The 16,854-nt window shown below is 72.9% G+C and carries 17 protein-coding genes; 7 read left to right on the forward strand and 10 right to left on the reverse strand.

Features of this window, described 5'->3' with window-relative positions; translation table 11 throughout:
* Positions 1–25: 25 nt before the first annotated feature.
* A complete protein-coding gene (locus OQ02_RS22830) occupies positions 26–841 on the forward strand; it encodes a phytanoyl-CoA dioxygenase family protein (RefSeq protein WP_033440661.1) in 816 nt (271 codons plus the stop codon).
* A 16-nt stretch (positions 842–857) separates the two neighbouring features.
* Here OQ02_RS22830 and OQ02_RS41185 read toward each other — a convergent pair whose 3' ends face one another.
* The 10 genes from OQ02_RS41185 to OQ02_RS22880 form a co-directional block, all read right to left on the reverse strand.
* On the reverse strand, positions 858–2,438 hold the full coding sequence (locus OQ02_RS41185) for a lipase family protein (protein ID WP_051772677.1): 1,581 nt from the start codon (positions 2,436–2,438) through the stop codon (positions 858–860).
* Positions 2,438–3,268 (reverse strand): urease accessory protein UreD, encoded by an 831-nt coding sequence (locus OQ02_RS22840; RefSeq protein WP_063747133.1) that lies wholly within the window; start codon positions 3,266–3,268, stop codon positions 2,438–2,440. Before OQ02_RS22840 ends, OQ02_RS41185 begins: the two co-directional genes overlap by 1 nt.
* The gene (ureG, locus tag OQ02_RS22845) at positions 3,265–4,002 is read right to left on the reverse strand and encodes an urease accessory protein UreG (protein WP_051772678.1); all 738 of its coding nucleotides are present in this window, start codon (positions 4,000–4,002) and stop codon (positions 3,265–3,267) included. Before ureG ends, OQ02_RS22840 begins: the two co-directional genes overlap by 4 nt.
* Complete coding sequence (locus OQ02_RS22850) at positions 3,992–4,708, reverse strand: urease accessory protein UreF (RefSeq protein WP_051772679.1); 717 nt, start codon at positions 4,706–4,708, stop codon at positions 3,992–3,994. Before OQ02_RS22850 ends, ureG begins: the two co-directional genes overlap by 11 nt.
* Positions 4,708–6,444, reverse strand: coding sequence for an urease subunit alpha (locus OQ02_RS22855; protein WP_033440591.1), 1,737 nt, complete (start codon positions 6,442–6,444; stop codon positions 4,708–4,710). The genes OQ02_RS22850 and OQ02_RS22855 overlap by 1 nt, the downstream gene beginning before the upstream one ends.
* Positions 6,441–6,815: an urease subunit beta gene (locus OQ02_RS22860; protein ID WP_051772680.1), complete on the reverse strand. Its 375-nt coding sequence runs from the start codon at positions 6,813–6,815 to the stop codon at positions 6,441–6,443. Before OQ02_RS22860 ends, OQ02_RS22855 begins: the two co-directional genes overlap by 4 nt.
* A gap of 22 nt (positions 6,816–6,837) precedes the next feature.
* Positions 6,838–7,140, reverse strand: a complete 303-nt coding sequence (locus tag OQ02_RS22865) for an urease subunit gamma (RefSeq protein WP_033440592.1) — start codon at positions 7,138–7,140, stop codon at positions 6,838–6,840.
* 278 nt (positions 7,141–7,418) lie between these two features.
* A complete protein-coding gene (locus tag OQ02_RS22870) occupies positions 7,419–8,054 on the reverse strand; it encodes a choice-of-anchor M domain-containing protein (RefSeq protein WP_033440593.1) in 636 nt (211 codons plus the stop codon).
* A complete protein-coding gene (locus tag OQ02_RS22875) occupies positions 8,051–8,698 on the reverse strand; it encodes a choice-of-anchor M domain-containing protein (protein WP_033440667.1) in 648 nt (215 codons plus the stop codon). The genes OQ02_RS22870 and OQ02_RS22875 overlap by 4 nt, the downstream gene beginning before the upstream one ends.
* A 118-nt stretch (positions 8,699–8,816) precedes the next feature.
* Positions 8,817–9,671 carry a class I SAM-dependent methyltransferase gene (locus tag OQ02_RS22880; RefSeq protein WP_033440594.1) on the reverse strand — a complete coding sequence of 285 codons (855 nt, stop codon included), beginning with the start codon at positions 9,669–9,671 and terminating at the stop codon, positions 8,817–8,819.
* 165 nt (positions 9,672–9,836) lie between these two features.
* Here OQ02_RS22880 and OQ02_RS22885 point away from each other — a divergent pair, with 165 nt between their 5' ends.
* The 6 genes from OQ02_RS22885 to OQ02_RS41195 are packed head-to-tail and all read left to right on the forward strand — an operon-like array spanning position 9,837 to position 16,739.
* Positions 9,837–11,363 (forward strand): anchored repeat ABC transporter, substrate-binding protein, encoded by a 1,527-nt coding sequence (locus tag OQ02_RS22885; RefSeq protein ID WP_033440595.1) that lies wholly within the window; start codon positions 9,837–9,839, stop codon positions 11,361–11,363.
* Positions 11,351–12,154, forward strand: a complete 804-nt coding sequence (locus tag OQ02_RS22890) for a choice-of-anchor M domain-containing protein (RefSeq protein WP_156077225.1) — start codon at positions 11,351–11,353, stop codon at positions 12,152–12,154. The genes OQ02_RS22885 and OQ02_RS22890 overlap by 13 nt, the downstream gene beginning before the upstream one ends.
* Positions 12,147–12,899, forward strand: a complete 753-nt coding sequence (locus OQ02_RS22895) for an anchored repeat-type ABC transporter ATP-binding subunit (RefSeq protein ID WP_033440596.1) — start codon at positions 12,147–12,149, stop codon at positions 12,897–12,899. Before OQ02_RS22890 ends, OQ02_RS22895 begins: the two co-directional genes overlap by 8 nt.
* Entirely contained in the window at positions 12,896–13,795 is a 900-nt protein-coding gene (locus OQ02_RS22900) for an anchored repeat-type ABC transporter permease subunit (RefSeq protein ID WP_033440597.1), read from the forward strand. The genes OQ02_RS22895 and OQ02_RS22900 overlap by 4 nt, the downstream gene beginning before the upstream one ends.
* Positions 13,792–15,108: a choice-of-anchor M domain-containing protein gene (locus OQ02_RS41190; protein ID WP_051772681.1), complete on the forward strand. Its 1,317-nt coding sequence runs from the start codon at positions 13,792–13,794 to the stop codon at positions 15,106–15,108. The genes OQ02_RS22900 and OQ02_RS41190 overlap by 4 nt, the downstream gene beginning before the upstream one ends.
* The gene (locus OQ02_RS41195) at positions 15,105–16,739 is read left to right on the forward strand and encodes a choice-of-anchor M domain-containing protein (RefSeq protein WP_051772682.1); all 1,635 of its coding nucleotides are present in this window, start codon (positions 15,105–15,107) and stop codon (positions 16,737–16,739) included. Before OQ02_RS41190 ends, OQ02_RS41195 begins: the two co-directional genes overlap by 4 nt.
* The last annotated feature ends 115 nt before the right edge of the window (positions 16,740–16,854 follow it).

The following is a 16,854-nucleotide window of genomic DNA, read 5'->3' on the forward strand; positions in this document are numbered from 1 at the left end:
CAGCCGACGTCTGGAAGAGGTGGTCATGACCGGCACGCACGACGTGGACACCCTGGTGAGGACGCTGTACTCGGACGGCATCGTCGCCTTGCGCGGCGCGTTCACGCCCGACTGGGCCGATCGGCTCGGCGAGGACGTGGACCTGTTGTTCCGGGAGGCGCTCGCGCGTCCGGACGGCGCGATCGGCCGTGGCCCGAACCGCTACTACGTCGAGGTCCACCCCGAGCGGATCAGGGGCTTCGTGGATTTGGTGACCCACCCGTGGGTAGTCGACCTCGCGACGGCGGTGCTGGGGTCGGACTACCGGGTCGTCGAGATCGGCTTCGACGTGCCGCTGCCGGGTGCGGTCACCCAGCCGTGGCACCGTGACTTCCCGGCGCCGAGGGAAACCGTGGAGGACCGGCGGCTCACCTCGTTGGCGTTGAACGTGACGACGGTCGACACGGTGCCCGAGATGGGGCCGTTCGAGATCGCACCCGGCACGCAGTGGGACGACGCCACCGGGTTCGACCACGGCATGTTCCCGCCCAAGTCGCTGTACCCGCGCTACGAAGCGCTCGTCCAGCAGAAGATGCCCCAACGGGGTGACATCTCGGCGCGTTCCGCCCTGACCATCCACCGCGGCACGCCCAACCGGTCGCAGTCCGCCCGGCCCGTCGTGGTCCTCGGACTGGCGGCCGGCGGGGTCGAGAACGACCGCAACGACCTGGTCGTCAGCCGCGCCTACTACGAGCAGCTGCCCGGGGAAGTCCGCGCCCACCTCGGGTGCAGGGTCGTGGACCGCCTCGAACCGCTGGTGCAGAAGCACACCATCGAGGGTCTCGTGATGGGCGCCGACTAGTCCGCTCACGCGGACGTCAGAACCGGCCGAACAGCCAGTGACCGGGCTTGTCGGGGGTCGGGTCGAGGCAGAAGTCCCTGGCGGTCCGGACCACCTCCGTCACCCCGACAATGCCGCGGTGGTCCGTGTCGAGGCGTTCGAACAGGGTGCGGGCGTCGTGGTCGGGCAGGCCGCAGCGGGTCATCAGGGTGCGGAACTCGTCGCGTTCCACCACGCCCGTGCCGTCGGCGTCGACCAGTGCCAGCACGGCCGTCGCCAACGGGCGCAGCGTGTCCTCGAACGCCGTGTGCGTGGCGCGGGCCGCCCAGGCGAGGAACTCGGCCTTGGTGACGCGTCCGTCCTGGTCCGCGTCGGACTCGGCGGCCAGCGCCCGCCACAGGGCGCGGTAGGCGGAGCGGACGGCCATCGCGGCGGCGGACCGGGGCGGGTGGCCGAACGACTGGACCAGGCGCAGGGCGAAGACCTCGTAGTCGTCGCGGCGCAGGTAGCCGTCGCCGGTGGCGTCCAGCAGGTCGAAGCGCGGCGACGGGGTGACGGGCGCGGGGGAGTGGCCGGTGACCGCCGCCGCCCAGGCCGTCGCGTCGTCGCGGGCCGCGGTGAGGATCGTGCCGTGGTCGGCGTCCGGGTACGTCGTCAGCCGGACGGTGCTGCCCGCGGTGGCGATGTCGTCGGCGAAGTCGTGGATCACGGCCGGCGGCACGATCTCGTCGTTGCCGGCGGCGGCGAGGAAGACCGGGCGGTCCAGGCGGGTGATCGGGACGCGGCACTCGTCGAGCACCCGTTCCACGTGGTGGTGGCGGGTCAGGTCGGTCATGCCGGTCTCGTCGTTGGTGATCGCCTTGGTGGCGCGGAACAGCTCGACCAGCGACACGCGCTCGGCCAGGTCCACCAGGGTGGTGCCGCGCTCGGTGAGGAAGCCGTGGGTGAAGTCGGGGTACCGGGTGCGCATGCCCGCCAGCACGATCGGCACGAACGGGCAGACGGTGGCGGACGCGTCGCTGGTGCGGGTGGCGATGACGCGGACCAGGTGGACGGGCGGCGCGAGCGCGACCGTGCCCAGGAAGTCCAGTTCCGGCGCGTAGTTCGTGGCGATGAGGGCGGTGAACAGGGCGGCGTGGCCGCCTTGCGAGAAGCCCGCGACGAGCCAGCGGCGGTCGAGCGGGTGGTCGAGCCGGCGGGCGGCGCGGACGATGTCGACCACGTCGTCGGACACGGCCTCGCCGTTGAAGTACGGGTGCGGTCCGGGCGTGGCAAGGCCTTCGTAGTCCGTCGCCGCGACGGCGTAGCCGGCCGCGAGCCACCCCGCGATGTGGTTGCGCTCCAAGCGGAGCAGGCCGGTGCGGGAGGGTGCGGTGCGGTCGGACAGGCCCGTCGTGCCGTGGGCGTAGCTGACCACGGGCCAGCCGTCGGCGGGAGGCGTGCCGTCGGGGATGAACACCGACCCGGTGACGAGCCGCCCCCGGCCGTCGTGGCCGACGCCCTGGTAGAACACGCGGTACGCGACGTCGGCGTGGTCCGGTTTGAAGCGGGACGCGAGCGGTTGGGCGCGGATCAGCGTGCCGGGTGGTCTGGCGGGTGTCGTTCCGGTGGAGGGCATCACGCCCGGACGTTAGCGGCTACCGCCACCACCGATGGCTGAACCTCCCGCGCCCGGTCGGGCGGACGCCGCGACCGGCGGAGCGGAAGACCGGGACGGGCGGCGGTGGCGGTGTCCAGGAGGCGGTAGGCGGTGACGGTGTCGTCGGCCAGGGCGGTGGCCAGCGAACCGCCGTGGGCCAGGGGCACGAGCGACCACCACTCGCCGACCGCCGGTTCGGCCGGGTCGGGTTCGCCGACGAGCAGGTCGGTGGCGATGACGTGGTGACCGGCCAGGTGCGCGGGGGAGACGTCGAGGTCGGGGTCGCCGAGGTCGAGGTGTTGGCACAGCAGTGTGGTGCCGTCACGGCGCACGAGGGTGTCGCCGCGGAATCGTCCCGGCTGTTCGCCGCTGCGGCCGAGGACGACGACCTCGCGGAGGCGCAACCGGGCGTCGGGGGCGAGGTCGGCGCGCAACGAAGCGTGGTGGCGGGCACCGGCGGCGACGATGGTGGGTTCGGTCAGGTACTCCAGCCGCCCGCCCTCCGCGACGTCGAAGGTCACCGACGTGTGGCTGGGGCCGGGGCGTTGGCCGGGCAGCACGAGGGTCGCGCCGATCACGCGCAGGGTGAGCGCGGCGCCCGGACCCACCTCGACCGCGAGCTCCAGGACGTCGCCGCCCAGCGGTGCGGCGGCGGAGCCGACGACGTGGACCAGCGCGGTGTCCGGGTCCTCGTCGTGCCGTGCGGCGGGACAGGGCATCAGCGTCAGCGGCGACACCGATCGCAGGTCGCGCACGACGCTGCGACCGGTGCCGTCGCGTTCCACCACCAGCCGGGCGACGGCCTTCACGCCGTGCCCGAGAGCCGGCCGACGTCGGCCTGGTCCTGGCAGAGCACGGCGCGGACCCAGGCGGCCACGTCGGGCGCGTCCGGCGTGTGCACGAGCGACTGGGTGATCACCGGCAGCTCGTGGCGGCGCATGCGGTGCGCGTCGGAGAGCATGACGTCCAGGTCGGCGCCGACGTGCTCGGCCAGGTCGGTCTTGTTGATGACGAGCAGGTCCGCGGTCGTGACGCCGGGGCCGCCCTTGCGGGGCACCTTGTCGCCGCCGGAGACGTCCACGACGAAGACCTGCCGGTCGACCAGGCCGCGGCTGAAGGTGGCGGTGAGGTTGTCGCCACCGCTCTCGATGACCACGAGGTCCAGCACCGGGAAGCGCTCTTCCAGCAGTTCGACGGCGTCGAGGTTGGCGGTGATGTCGTCGCGGATCGCGGTGTGCGGGCAGGCTCCGGTCTGCACGGCCTCGATGCGCTCCGGGTCCAGCACGCCCGCGCGGCGCAGGAAGTCGGCGTCCTCGGTGGTGTAGATGTCGTTGGTCACCACCGCGAGTTCCAGCTCGTCGCCCAGGGCTCGGCACAGCGCGGCGACCAGGGCGGTCTTGCCGCAGCCGACCGGGCCGCCGATGCCGAGGCGGAACGCGCGTCCCCGGTCGACCTGGCGCTGGTACGGGTCCGGGGCGGTGCGGGTGGGATCGAAGTGGACCGGATGCGAGTGGCCGTGTCCGGTCGTGCGGTCAGCCGGCAAAGAGACGCACCTCCAAGCGGTGGGTTCGGTCATGGGTCTCGGCGAAGAGGTCGAGGGCGGGCGCGCTCGGCGCGGGCAGTTCGGCGGGTGGCCGGTCGCACGTCCCGGCCGCGGTCGCGGAGATGCGCCCGATCAGCGCGGACAGGTCGGCGACGACCGCGTTGACCCGGAACGGGTCCAGGCCCAGCAGCCGGACGCAGGCGCTCGCCGGTCCGCTGACCGACAGGTAGGCGGCGGCGAGCGCGGCGTGGCGCGGTGGCGCGCCCCCGATCCCGGCCAGCGCGCCCAGCGCGACGGGGTGGTGTGGCCGGGGTATGGCCGCCAGCAGGTCGTCCAGCACCGGTGACGGCCAGGCGAGCCGTCCGGCGCGGGCCATGCCGCGGCCCTGTGCGCGTGACGTCTCGCGTTGCGCGGGGGACGGGGTGCGGGCGTCGACTTCGACGTCCAGCTCACGCCACCAGTCCCGTTCTCGACCGGTGCGGGCGGCCGTGGCGGCGACGGCGGCGACGGCGGCGGCGAGCGCGCCGACCGTGCGGAGCCTGGCGCGCAGGAACGAGGCCAACGTCGGGACGTCGGTGACGAGACCCCGGGCGACCGCCTCTTCGAGCCCGCCGGAGTGGGCGTGCCCGCCGCCGGGGAAGCGCGAGTCCGCCAGGCACAGCACGGCGGCCGTCCCCGCGGCGCACGTCAGCTCGTCGGCGCTCATCAGAACAGGAAGTAGCGCTGCGCCATGGGCAACTCCGACACCGGATCGGGTTCGACCAGCTCGTCGTTGATGTAGACGGCGAAGTTGTCCGGCCGCACGACGACTTCGGGGAGTTCGCTGTTGAGCTTCATCCTGTCCTTGAACACCCTTCGGGTGTTGTGCACCGCCTCCAACGGCGTGGCCGTCTTCAGGTCCGCTTGCAGGTCGACCTCCATCGCCTCTTCGGCGACGAAGTGCACGCTGCACTCGGCGGCGACCTTCGGCGCGGACCCGTACATCGGGCGCGACCACACCGGTTGCGGCGTCGGGATGGAAGCGCTCGGGTCGCCCATCTGGGCCCAGGCGATGAACCCGCCCTTGAACACCAGGTGCGGGCGCACCCCGAAGTACTTCGGCTCCCACAGCACCAGGTCGGCCAGCTTGTCGACCTCCACCGAGCCGACCACGTGGTCGATGCCGTGCGCGATCGCGGGGTTGATCGTGTACTTGGCGACGTACCGGCGTGCCCGCATGTTGTCGTTGTCCGCGTTCGCGTCCTCGGTCGACCGGCCGCGCTTCGCCTTCATCACGTGCGCCGTCTGCCAGGTGCGCAGGGCGACCTCGCTGATCCGACCCATGGCCAGCGCGTCGGAGCTGATCATCGAGATCGCGCCCATGTCCTGCAGCACGTCCTCGGCGGCGATCGTGCTGGGCCGGATGCGGCTGCTCGCGAAGGCCAGGTCCTCCGGGATGGACCGGTTGAGGTGGTGGGCCACCATCAGCATGTCCAGGTGCTCGTCGAACGTGTTGACGGTGTGCGGCCGGGTCGGGTTGGTCGAGGAGGGCAGCACGTTGGGGTAGGAGACGACGCACAGGATGTCCGGCGCGTGCCCGCCACCGGCGCCCTCGGCGTGGTAGGCGTTGACGGAGCGCTCCCCGATGGCCTTCATCGTGGACTCCAGGAAACCGGCTTCGTTCAGGGTGTCGGTGTGGATGGCGACCTGCACGCCGCTCAGCTCCGCCACGCTCAGCGCCATGTCGAGCGCCGCGGGCGTCGCGCCCCAGTCCTCGTGGATCTTGAACCCGCCGGCACCCGCCCGCAGCTGCTCCCACAGGCCGGCGGGGTGAGCGGTGCAGCCCTTGCCCAGTTGCAGGACGTTCACCGGTTGGCCGTCCATGGCGCGGAACATCCGGGCCAGGTTCCACGGGCCCGGTGTCACGGTGGTGGCCTTGCTGCCGTCCGCCGGACCGGTCCCGCCGCCGATCAGGGTGGTCAGACCGCCCGCCAGGGCCGAGTCGACCAGTTGCGGGCAGACGAAGTGGACGTGGCAGTCGACGCCGCCGGCGGTGAGGATCCGGCCGTTGCCGGCGACGACCTCGGTGCCGGGACCGATGATCAACGCCGGGTCGACCCCGTCCATGGTGTCGGGGTTGCCCGCCTTGCCGATGCCGACGATCTTCCCGTCCCGGACGCCGACGTCGGCCTTGACCACGCCCCAGTGGTCGAGCACCACGGCGCCCGTGATCACCAGGTCCGGGGCGCCTTCCGCGCGCGTGGTCGACGCCTGCCCCATCGACTCCCGGATGACCTTGCCGCCGCCGAAGACGACCTCGTCGCCCGAACCCCCGGGGCCCATCGAGCGGTCCTCGGTCGGCTCTATCACCAGGTGCGTGTCCGCGAGCCGGATCTTGTCCCCGACCGTCGGCCCGAGCAGTTCGGCGTAGCGGCGCCGCTTGATCTCCCACCCGCCCGTCATCGGCTGCCCTCGGCCGGGTCGGGTTTGGCGCTGTCCGGTGGTTCGCTCGCGTCCGGCCCGCGCTCGTCCAGTCCGCCCGCGAACTCCCACCGCAGTCCGGCGATGACGCGCCGGCCACCGATCGGCACGAGGCGGACCTCGCGCTTCACGTTGGGCTCGAACCGCACGGCCGTGCCCGCCGGGATGTCCAGGCGTTGGCCCCAGGCCGCCGCCCGGTCGAACTCCAGCGCGGGGTTGACCGCGCCGAAGTGGAAGTGCGAACCGACCTGGACCGGCCGGTCGCCCTTGTTGACCACTTCCACGTGCGTTCGGGGCCGGTTCGGGTTGAGCGGCACCGCCGCTCGGGCCGGGATGATCTCACCTGGACGCACGCGGTCCTCCGCAGCTGGGGATCTAGGGGATCGGGTCGTGGACGGTGACGAGCTTGGTGCCGTCCGGGAACGTCGCCTCGACCTGCACCATGTCGACCATGTCCGGCACGCCGTCCAGCACCTGGTTCCGGCGCAGCACGTTGCGGCCCGAAGCGGCCAGCTCGGCCACGCCCCGGCCCGCTCGCGCGCCTTCCAGCAAGTACGAGGTGATCAACGCGACGGCCTCCGGCTGGTTCAGCCGCAGACCGCTCTCCAGCCGCCGTCGGGCCAGGTCGGCGGCCACGTGGACGAGCAGCTTGTCCCGCTCCTGAGGTGACAGATGCACCAGACCGACGTTGCCACGGGCGATGGGAGAACACACCAGGTGACACCCGATGGGGATTTGTTCACCCACTGGAGCCGCGGGTGGTGGCGCGAGAGTCGACCCGGCCCGTCGACCGCTCACCTGGACGCGGGGCCTCGCCCCTCCTTCTGCGCCCGTCCTCCTGCGCAAAGGCGATGCGCCCACGACAGGCCGGTCGACGGCTGCGCGCGGTCCGACCCGACATACGGGTCTGCGGCGCCCACCGTTCGGTGCGCGCCGCAGACCCGGTCTCGTGGTGGTCAGGGCTGGACGGTGAAGGTGTAGCTCTTCTGGCCGGTGGTGATCGCGCCGCCGGCCGCCTTGGTGGCGGTGACCTCGAAGACGGCGGTGTAGGTGCCGGCCGCCTCGAACGCCCAGTTGGCGTGGGCGTGGCTGTTGATCGCCAGGGTGCGGCTGTCGGGCAGGCCGTTGCCGCTGTCGAACCACACGGTCGGCGTGCCGCCGAAGCCGGTGGTGTAGACGCTGAAGTCGGCGGGTCCGGTGACGGAGACGAGCTTCACCGTCATCGAGTTGTTCAGCAGCACGCCGCTGGGGACGCCCGCGGTGTCGAGGCCCGGCCACAGGATTCCGCCGACCTGGTTCTGCGGCAGGACCCAGAACGTCGACCCCGGTGCGCCGAGGAACGAGTAGGCGCTGCCGGAGGGGACGGTGGACTTGCTCGCCGGTACGGCGTCGAGCGTGACGGTCGACGGGTCGCGGTCGACCGCCGGCGACGTGGTGCCGTCGCGGAGGTCGAGCGTGAGCGCGCTGCCGGTCCAGTCGACGTCGATGACGTCGACGTGGCCGGCGGAGAGGGTGACGGCCGCGTGGGCGGTACCCGTGGTGAGCAGGGCGAGCCCGGTGGCGAGTGCGGCGGCGGTGAGGCGGGCGATCATCGGTTCACCTTGAAGGAGTAGGTGGCGGGTGCGGACACGACGCGTTCACCGGTCGCGGCCAGGGTGCCGGTGGCGCGGACGGTGACGCTGTAGGTCCCGGGCGCTTCGAACGCCCAGTTGGCGTGGAGGTGGCCGCCGGGGGTCAGGTCGATCCGGTCGGGCAGGCCGTTGCCGCTGTCGACCAGCACGTTCGGCGCGCCGACCGCGTCGGTGGTGAAGATGCTGAAGTCGTCGGGGCCGCAGACGCCGACGACGCGCAGGCGGAGCGAGCCTTCGACGAACACGCCGGGCTCCACCTCTTCCGCGGCGATGCCGGGCCACAGCAGGTCCGGGTCCTCGATCTCGGGCAGCACCCAGACCGGCGCGCCGGGTGCGCCGAGGAAGGAGTAGGCGGGGTCGGCGGGCACGGTGGTCTTCGCCGCGGACTTGGCGACCAGCAGCACCTCGGAGGGCGCGTACTCGGCTTCGGCGGCCTCGTCGTGGACGTGCAGGTCGAACGCGCCGTTCTCGTAGGCGACGCCGAAGACGTCGACGTGCCCGGTGTCGATGGTGACGACCGGTGCGGCCGTCGCGGGTGCGGCGACGAGGCCGGACAGGCCGGTCACCGCGGTCAGGAGAAGGGCGATGCGTGCAGTCGTGCGCAAGGTCGGTGCACTCCATTCGTGCGGGGCGGTGCGGTCCGGTAGGACCACGGCCGAAGTCTTGCACATGATTATCGTTTTCAACTAGCCCGAACGGACCACTTTCCGGCGCCGCGGGCGGTCAGCCGGCCTCCGGTGCGCGTCCCCGGTGGGACGACAAAGCGGTGAGCAGGGCCAGATCCGTGCGTCGACCGGCCCACGCGGGGTCGGCGGGATCGAGCAGCCGTGCCCACGCGGCGGCGTCCTCGTCGGTCAGGAACGGACGTGCCCGACCGACCCGTGCCGCGAGTTCGGCCAGCACCGTGGCGCGCACGTGGTCCGGCAGGGGAGCGGGCACGTCCACGAGGGCGCTGCGACTGGAGACGTCGACCAGTCCCGCGTCGGCCAGCAGGTCGACCCAGCCGCCGGTCTGCCTCGCCTGGCCGGTGTGCTGGTCGAACCAGTCGGTGAACCAGCGGTTGTGCGCCTCGTCCAGGCGCACCTCCAGGCCGGGGCGGCCGACTCCGGTGTCCCACGGCAGGCAGCGCGTCGGCAGGCCGCCTTCGGCCAGGCACAGCACTCCGCCGGGGCGGAGCAGGCGCGCGAGGCCGGCCACGGCCGCGGCCCAGTCCCGGGTGTGGTGCACGCACGCCGCCGACCAGACCGCGGACACCGGCTCCGGGATCGGTGGCGGGCCGTCCTCCAGGTCGTGCCGCACCAACCGGACCCGGTCGGCCACGTCGGCTTCGCGTGCCGAACGGGCCACCGCGTCGAGCATCGCGGGGTCGTTGTCCACCGCGTAGACCCGACCGGTGTCACCCACCGCCCGTGCCAGCGCGATGGTGACCGCGCCCGCGCCGGGGCCGATGTCGGCGACCACGTCACCGGGGCGGACGTCCAGCGGGGTGAGCAGGGTCAGGTGAGCGGCCAGGAAGACCGCCTCTGCCGCGGCGGGGTCCTGGGTGGACGGACCGGTGGCGGTCCGGGGGCTGTTCATGTTCGCCGTCCTGTGCCTGTTCTGCGGGGAGGTGACAAGCGGCCAGTGTGACGAATGACAATCGTTGTCGACAGGGCCGGATGGCGGATTGAAAATGATTGTCGTTCGTATTAGGTTCGCGGTGCCCCACCGCTCGGTGACGGGTGTCTGGAGGTTCGGGAACAGATGCGCCTGCGTGCGCCCTCACGGGCCGCCGCGTCCTTGTCCGCGGTCCTGCTCGCCACAACCGCGTGCACCACCGCCGGCGGCGGCGGGCAGGACGGCCTGTCCGTGGTGACGACCACCGAGATCCTCGCCGACCTGGTGCGCAACGTCGGGGGAGACCGGGTCCGGGTGGACTCGCTCGTGCCGCCCGGCGGCGACCCGCACTCCTACGAACCGACGCCGGCCGACGCGAAGAAGGTCGCCGCGGCGGACGTGACGTTCACCAACCACCTGCTGCTGGAGGAACAGCGGCTCATCAAGGCCATCGACGCCAACGCGCGCGAGGGGACGCCGAACGTCTCCCTGGCCGAGGCGTCGGAGACCTACGGCGCGCACGTGATCCCGTTGGTGGAGAACGTCGGGCTGGACGTGCTGTGGCTCGGGCTGCGGGTGCGCGGCGACGGCAAGCAGCGCGGCGCCACGCGCTCGTCGGAGGTGCGGCTGACCGCGACCGCCGTGGAGGGTCCGGGGAAGGTCGTCACCTACCTGACCGAGTCGCTGGGCAAACCGGTGGTGTACTTCGACTCCGGCGATGGTCTGTCCGATGTGGACTCCACCACGCTGCCGCCCGCCGCGCACACCCACCTCAACTGGGCGTTCACCGCACAGGGTACCTACCGGCTGACCCTGCGCGCGTCGCTGCTCAACGGTGGTGGCGGCGAGGTGGCGCTAGGCGAGGGCACCTTCACCTTCGCGGTGGGCGTCGACCCGAACGGCATCGCGGGCACCGTGCTGGACGAGGGGCACACGGACCTGACGGTCGACCTCGACACCGGCGAGCTGTACACGTACAACGACCGCGCCGGCGGCACCACCCAGGAGGTCGTGCCCGCCTCGGACGCGGTCATCGAGGTGCCGAACAAGGCGATCACGACCGTGCCCGACGACCCGCGGTTCGCGTTCCTCGGCGGCGCCGGCGCGTCGGTGCACCAGCTGCCGCAGGCGGTGTTGGGCAAGCACGTGCACGGCGAGATCGACCCGCACCTGTGGCAGGACGTGCGCAACGGCCGCGCTTACGCCGAGCTGATCCGCGACACGCTGCGCACCGCGGACCCCGACGGCGCCGCGGACTACGACCGCAACGCCCGCGACTACCTCGCCCGGCTCGACGAGCTCGACGCGCAGGTCCGCGGGATCGTGGCCGCCGTGCCGCGGGAGCGCCGCCACCTCGTCACCACCCACGACGGGTTCGGCTACTTCGCCAGTGCCTACGAGATGACCGTGGCCGGGTTCGTGGTGCCCAACCCAGCGCAGGAACCCAGCGTCGAAGACGTGCGCAAGCTGACCGAGACCATCCGCAACCTGGAAGTGCCCGCCGTGTTCATGGAACCCAACCTCGCCCAGCGCGGTTCGGTGCTCACCCAGGTCGCCCACGACCAGGGCGTCCAGGTGTGCCTGCTGTACGGGGACTCCTTCGACGAACGCACCCGCAACTACGCCGACATGATGCGCCACAACGCGGAGGAGATCGCCCGGTGCCTCGCCTGATCCGGGCCGTGCTCGCGGCCGTCGCGGCGCTCCTGCTCGTCCAGCCGGCCGCGCACGCCGAGGCGCCGGTCGTCATCGCCGACGGCCACGTCGACCTCGGCCCGCGCCTGGTCGACGGGCGGTGGACCCTCCAGCTCCGCGACGACACGGGGGAGGGGCCGGTGTGGCGCGAGCCCGCCGACGTGGTGCTCCAGGTGGCGGACGCGGCCAGGACCACCGTTCCCGACGACCCGGCGTACGCGTTCCTCGGCGCGCCGGGCGGTGAGGTCTGGGTGCTGCCACAGGTCCAGGACCAGCAGGTGGTGTGGCCGGGGTGGAACACCCAGGACCCCAGCATCGCGGAGGTCGTCGGCCGCGAGGTGGACTGGCGCCTGCACGGCGTCGAGGGACCGGGTCGGTTCGAGCTGTTCCTGACCGGCAACTTCGGCGCCCCGGAGACGATCTTCAGCAGCGCTCGGCCGTACCCGCAGGAGACCGGCGTCGAAGCGGGCACCCACGTGCACGGCAACTGGGTGTTCACCGCGCCCGGCGCCTACTCGCTGGACGTGGAGATGGCCACCGCCGACGGTCGCGGTGATCGCGCGGTGCTGAAGGTGCACGTCGGACCGGGTGACCCGGCGACGGCGTTCCCCACGGCCGAACCGACCGCCCCGCCGTCCGGCGCGACCGGAGCACGACCCGCCGACGGACTGCCCTGGGCGTGGATCGCGCTGGGCGGCGTGCTCGTCGCGGTGGCGGCGGCGGCACTCGTCGTCCGGTCCCGCCGCGCCGCCAGGAGGACCGATGTCTGACCCGGTGCTGGACATCGCCGGCGCCACCGTGCTCCTCGGCGGCCGGGAAGTGCTGTCCGATGTGGACTTCCGGTTGCGGCAGGGCGAGCTGGTCGGCCTGATCGGGCCCAACGGCGCGGGCAAGACGACCCTGCTGCGCACCGCGCTCGGCCTGGTCCCGGTCCACCGGGGCTCGGTCGTCGTCGGTGGCCGTGCGCCGCGCCAGGCGCAGGGCGCGTTGGGCTACGTGCCGCAGCGCCACGAGTTCGCGTGGGACTTCCCGATCACGGTCGAGGGCGCGGTCGCCACCGGCCGCACCCACCTGACCGGACTGCTGCGCCGCCGCACGGCCCGTGACCGCGACGCCGTGACCGGGGCGCTGGACCGCGTCGGCATGGCGGACCTGAGGACCAGGCCGGTCGGCGAGCTGTCCGGCGGCCAGCGGCAACGGGTGCTGGTAGCCCGCGCGCTGGCCCTCCGGCCGCGGGTGCTGTTGCTGGACGAGCCGTTCACCGGCATCGACGCGCCGACCCAGGAGTTGCTGAGCACGTTGCTGACCGACCTGCGCGACGAAGGGGTCGCCGTGCTGATGACCACCCACGACCTCGCCGCCGCGACCTCGCTGTGCAGCCGGCTGTGCCTGCTCAACCGCGTGGTCGTGGCCGACGGAGAACCCGCCGCGCTGGCCGACACCGACATCTGGCTGCGCACCTTCGGCCTCGACCGGGCCGGGCAGCTGCTCAAGGCGTTGGGGGTGACGGGGTGAGCGCGTTCCTGGAGGCGCTGATCGCGCCGTGGGAGTACGACTTCTGGCGACGCGCGCTGCTGGTGGCGTTGATGTCGGGCGTGGTGTGCGGCGTGATCGGCAGCCACGTCGTGCTGCGCGGCATGGCTTTCATCGGTGACGCGGTCGCGCACTCGGTCTTCCCGGGCATCGCGGTCGCCTTCGTGCTCGGTCTGGACCTGGTGCTGGGCGGCGCGGTCGCCGGTGTGGTCACCGCGCTGCTGATCGCGGTGTTCACCCAGAACCGCAGGCTCAAGGAGGACTCGGTCATCGGGATCTTCTTCGCCGCGTCGTTCGGGCTGGGCATCGTCATCCTCAGCACCGCACCGGGTTACGGGGGTTCGCTGGAGTCGTTCCTGTTCGGCTCGATCCTGGGCATCAGCGATTCCGACGTGCTCTCGGTCGCGGTGATCGGCGCGGCGGTGCTGCTGTGCACGGGCGTGTTCAACAGCCGGTTCGTGGCCACGACCCTGGACCGCGAGCAGGCCCGCGCGGTCGGGTTGCCGGTGTTCGGGCTGGACGTGGCGCTGCACGTGATGGTGACGCTGGCCATCGTCATCTCGTTGCAGGCGGTGGGCAACGTCCTGGTGCTCGCCCTGCTGGTCACGCCCGCCGCGGCGGCCCGCCTGCTCACCGACCGCCTGGGCGTGATGATGCTGCTGGCCCCGCTGATCGGCGCGGGCGGCAGCGTGCTCGGGCTCTACCTGTCCTACGCGTTCGACCTGGCCGCGGGCGGCCTGATCGTGCTCACCCTCACCGCCGTGTTCCTGCTGTGCTGGTTCTTCGCGCCGCGCCACGGCCTGCTCACCCGCCCTCGCCGAACCGCACCCGCCACCGCGGCCCCCGCCCCTGCCGCCGTCGCCGAGGAGATGTCGTGACCCACGCCCGGATCGGCGCGCTGCTCGGCGTGACCGCCGCGTTGCTGATGACGGCGCCCGCCGCCGCCGAACCCGCGACGCCCGGAGCGGTGGACGCCGTGCTGGACGTCGAGAACGGCTCGCTGGCCCTGGACGCGCCGCCCGACCCGCTCGCGGTTCCGGCCGACGGCGAGGAGGTGGAGCTGCGCTGGGACACGACTGCCATCGAGCCAGGCACCGTGTTCGGCGACGCCGTGCGGTTGCGCGCCTCCGTCGTGGACGGCCCGGTGGTGGCGGACGAGCCGGTGCTGGTCCCGGTCGGCGCCACGGGCACGGTGGCGGTCGACGCGCCGCCGCCCGGCGGTCACCTGCTGCGCGTCGAGGCCACCGCGCACACGCTCGACGGCAGCCCGTTGACCGCCACCCGCGACTACCCGGTGTCGGTCGCCGCCCCGCCCGAGCTCTCGGTCCCGCCTGCGTTCGCGGACGAGCCGAAGGCACTCCCGCCGGACCCGACCGTCGTCGCCGCGCCGTCGGAGCCGAGGGTCGAGGCCGCCGTGCAGCAGCCGCCCACGGCCACCGGTCGCGTCACGTTGGACCGCGGCCACGTCGACGCCGTCGCGCCACGCCTGCTGCCGGACGGCCTGCACGTCCAGGTCAAGGACGGCACGGTCACCGGCACGACGACCTGGCGCGAACCCGCGGACGTCGAGTTCCGCATCACGGCCGCCGCGCGCACCGAACTACCGGCGCAACCGGCGCTGTCCTTCCTCGGCGGCGCGGGCGAGCAGGTGTTCCTGCTGCCGCAGACCCAGCGGGCCGATCTGCTGTGGACCGGCTGGAACACCGAGGAACTGCGGCCGGCGGACGTGTCCGGGCCGGTGACGTGGACGCTGACCTCGGTCGACGGGCCGGGCGCGTTCGGTCTGTTCACCACCGGCTCGTTCGGCGCACCGGAGATCATCTTCAACAGCACCGACGGCGTGCCGGACAGCCTCTCCGTCGCGCTCGGCACGCACGCGCACGCCAACTGGGCGTTCGCCGAACCCGGCCGCTACCGCCTGACGTTCTCCGTCACCGCGCCGGGTGCCGGTGGCCCGCTGACCGACACGGAGACCTTCACGTTCGTCGTGGGCGACGGCACCGGCAGTCCGGTCCAGCAGCCGGTCCAGCAGCCGGGTGACACCGGCCGGCAGACGGGCACGCCGAACCGCCTCGCGTCCACCGGCCCCGCCGCCCTGCCCGCCACCGCCGGTCTCGCGCTCGTCCTGGTCGTGACGGGCACCGCCGTCCTCGCGCTCACCCGCCGCCGCCCCGCCAAGGAGAACCCGTGACCACCCCGACCCGTGCACGGGCCGCGCTCGCCGCCGTCGCGGTCGCCGCGCTCGTCGCGCTGTCCCTCACCCCCGCCCTCGCCGAGGACGCCACGCCCGTCGTCGACGTGGGGCACGTCGACCTGCTCGCCCCGGTCGTCGTCGACGGCGCGCTGGACATCCGCTACAAGGACGGCAACACCTCGCCGGCGACGGTCCTCGACCCCGAGCGGGTCGTCACGCACGTCAAGCCGCAGTCGCGCATCCAGGTGCCGGACCTGCCCGAGTACGCGTTCCTCGGTCCGGTCGGCAGCGACCTGTGGCTCATCCCCGAGGTGCAGGACCCCGACGTCGTCTGGGCCGGGTGGAACACCGAAGCCCTCACCTCCGACCAGGTGGACCCGGAGTCGTTGCGCTGGAGCCTCGACGCCGTCGGCGGCGACGTGCCGGGCAGCGCCGCGCCGGGACAGCTGACGGTGTTCGCGACCGGCCCGGTCGGCGAACCGCTGCCGCGCGTGTTCGACACCGCCCAACCGCTGCCCCAGCGGCAACAGCTGGCCTTCGGCACCCATGCCCACGCCAACTGGACGTTCTCCGCGGAGGGCGTCTACCGGCTCACCTTCACCGTCGAGGCCACCACCCCCGACGGCGCACAGCTGCGCGACACCACGACGTACGCCATCGCGGTGGGCGCGGTCGACCCCACGACCGTCAGGCCGGGTTCGGGGGCCGAACCCACGACGACCACCACCACCACCACGACCACCACGACAACGACGAGTGCGACCACCACGACCACTGGCACGACGACGACAACGACCACTACCGCGCCGCCCGAGACGTGCGTGGTCCTCGACAACGGCCACGTCGACCTCATCGCACCGCACCTGCTCGACGGCGCACTGCGCACCAGGGTCAAGGACGGCACGGCGGGCCCGGACAAGGCCGTGTGGCGCGATCCGGCGGACGTGGTGCTGCACCTGGTCCCGGCGGCCCGCAACACCGTGCCCGCCGACCCGGCCTACTCCTTCCTGGGCACACCGGGCTCACCGGTGTGGCTCATCCCGCAGACCCAGATCCCCGGCATCGTGTGGGCGGGGTGGAACACGGAGTCGCTCAGCCCGGACGAGGTCGCCGGCGACGTCGCGCTCCGCTTCACAGCGGCGGACGGTCCCGGCCGGTTCGGCGTCTTCCTCACCGGCCTCGCGCCGACCGTGCTGGTCGACTCCGGTGACGGGCTGCCCGACACCATCGCGGTTCCCCTCGGCACCCACGCCCACGCCAACTGGGCGTTCGGCGGTGAGGGGACCTACCGGATCGGCATCGAGGCCACCGCGACCCTCACCGACGGTCGCACGACCACCGACAGCGACGTGTTCACCATCGCGGTCGGCGACCTCGACCCCACCGCCGGCGGGGCCTGCGCACCCCCGACCACGACCACCGCGCCGTCCGGCACCCCGACTACCAGCCCGATCACGACCGGTCCGGTCACGACCACCTCACCGGCGGCGTCCGCGCCCAAGCCTCGGGGCTTGGCCTCCACGGGCGTCGGTGGCGTCGGCACGGCCGTGCTGCTGGCCGTGCTGCTGACCGTCGCGGGTGGAGCGGCCCTGGTCCTCACCCGCCGCAGGCGGACCCACCGCCCCTGACCGCACGCCGTGGCCGGCTGCGTGGCCGGCCACAAAGCGGTTGACGTGGCACCGGGTCGGCGCTGGACTTCGGCAGGACACCACGAGTCGTGGTCCAGGCATCCCAAGAGGAAGC

Source organism: Saccharothrix sp. NRRL B-16314 (assembly GCF_000716595.1).
GTDB lineage: Bacteria > Actinomycetota > Actinomycetes > Mycobacteriales > Pseudonocardiaceae > Actinosynnema.

Bases quoted from the DNA above. Each gene is read 5' to 3' on its own strand.
- OQ02_RS22880 (WP_033440594.1), bottom strand. From the start codon at position 9,671: ATGAACAGCCCCCGGACCGCCACCGGTCCGTCCACCCAGGACCCCGCC.
- OQ02_RS41185 (WP_051772677.1), bottom strand. From the start codon at position 2,438: ATGCCCTCCACCGGAACGACACCCGCCAGACCACCCGGCACGCTGATC.
- OQ02_RS22895 (WP_033440596.1), top strand. From the start codon at position 12,147: ATGTCTGACCCGGTGCTGGACATCGCCGGCGCCACCGTGCTCCTCGGC.
- OQ02_RS22850 (WP_051772679.1), bottom strand. From the start codon at position 4,708: ATGAGCGCCGACGAGCTGACGTGCGCCGCGGGGACGGCCGCCGTGCTG.
- OQ02_RS22870 (WP_033440593.1), bottom strand. From the start codon at position 8,054: ATGATCGCCCGCCTCACCGCCGCCGCACTCGCCACCGGGCTCGCCCTG.
- OQ02_RS22830 (WP_033440661.1), top strand. From the start codon at position 26: ATGACCGGCACGCACGACGTGGACACCCTGGTGAGGACGCTGTACTCG.
- OQ02_RS22885 (WP_033440595.1), top strand. From the start codon at position 9,837: ATGCGCCTGCGTGCGCCCTCACGGGCCGCCGCGTCCTTGTCCGCGGTC.
- OQ02_RS22855 (WP_033440591.1), bottom strand. From the start codon at position 6,444: ATGACGGGCGGGTGGGAGATCAAGCGGCGCCGCTACGCCGAACTGCTC.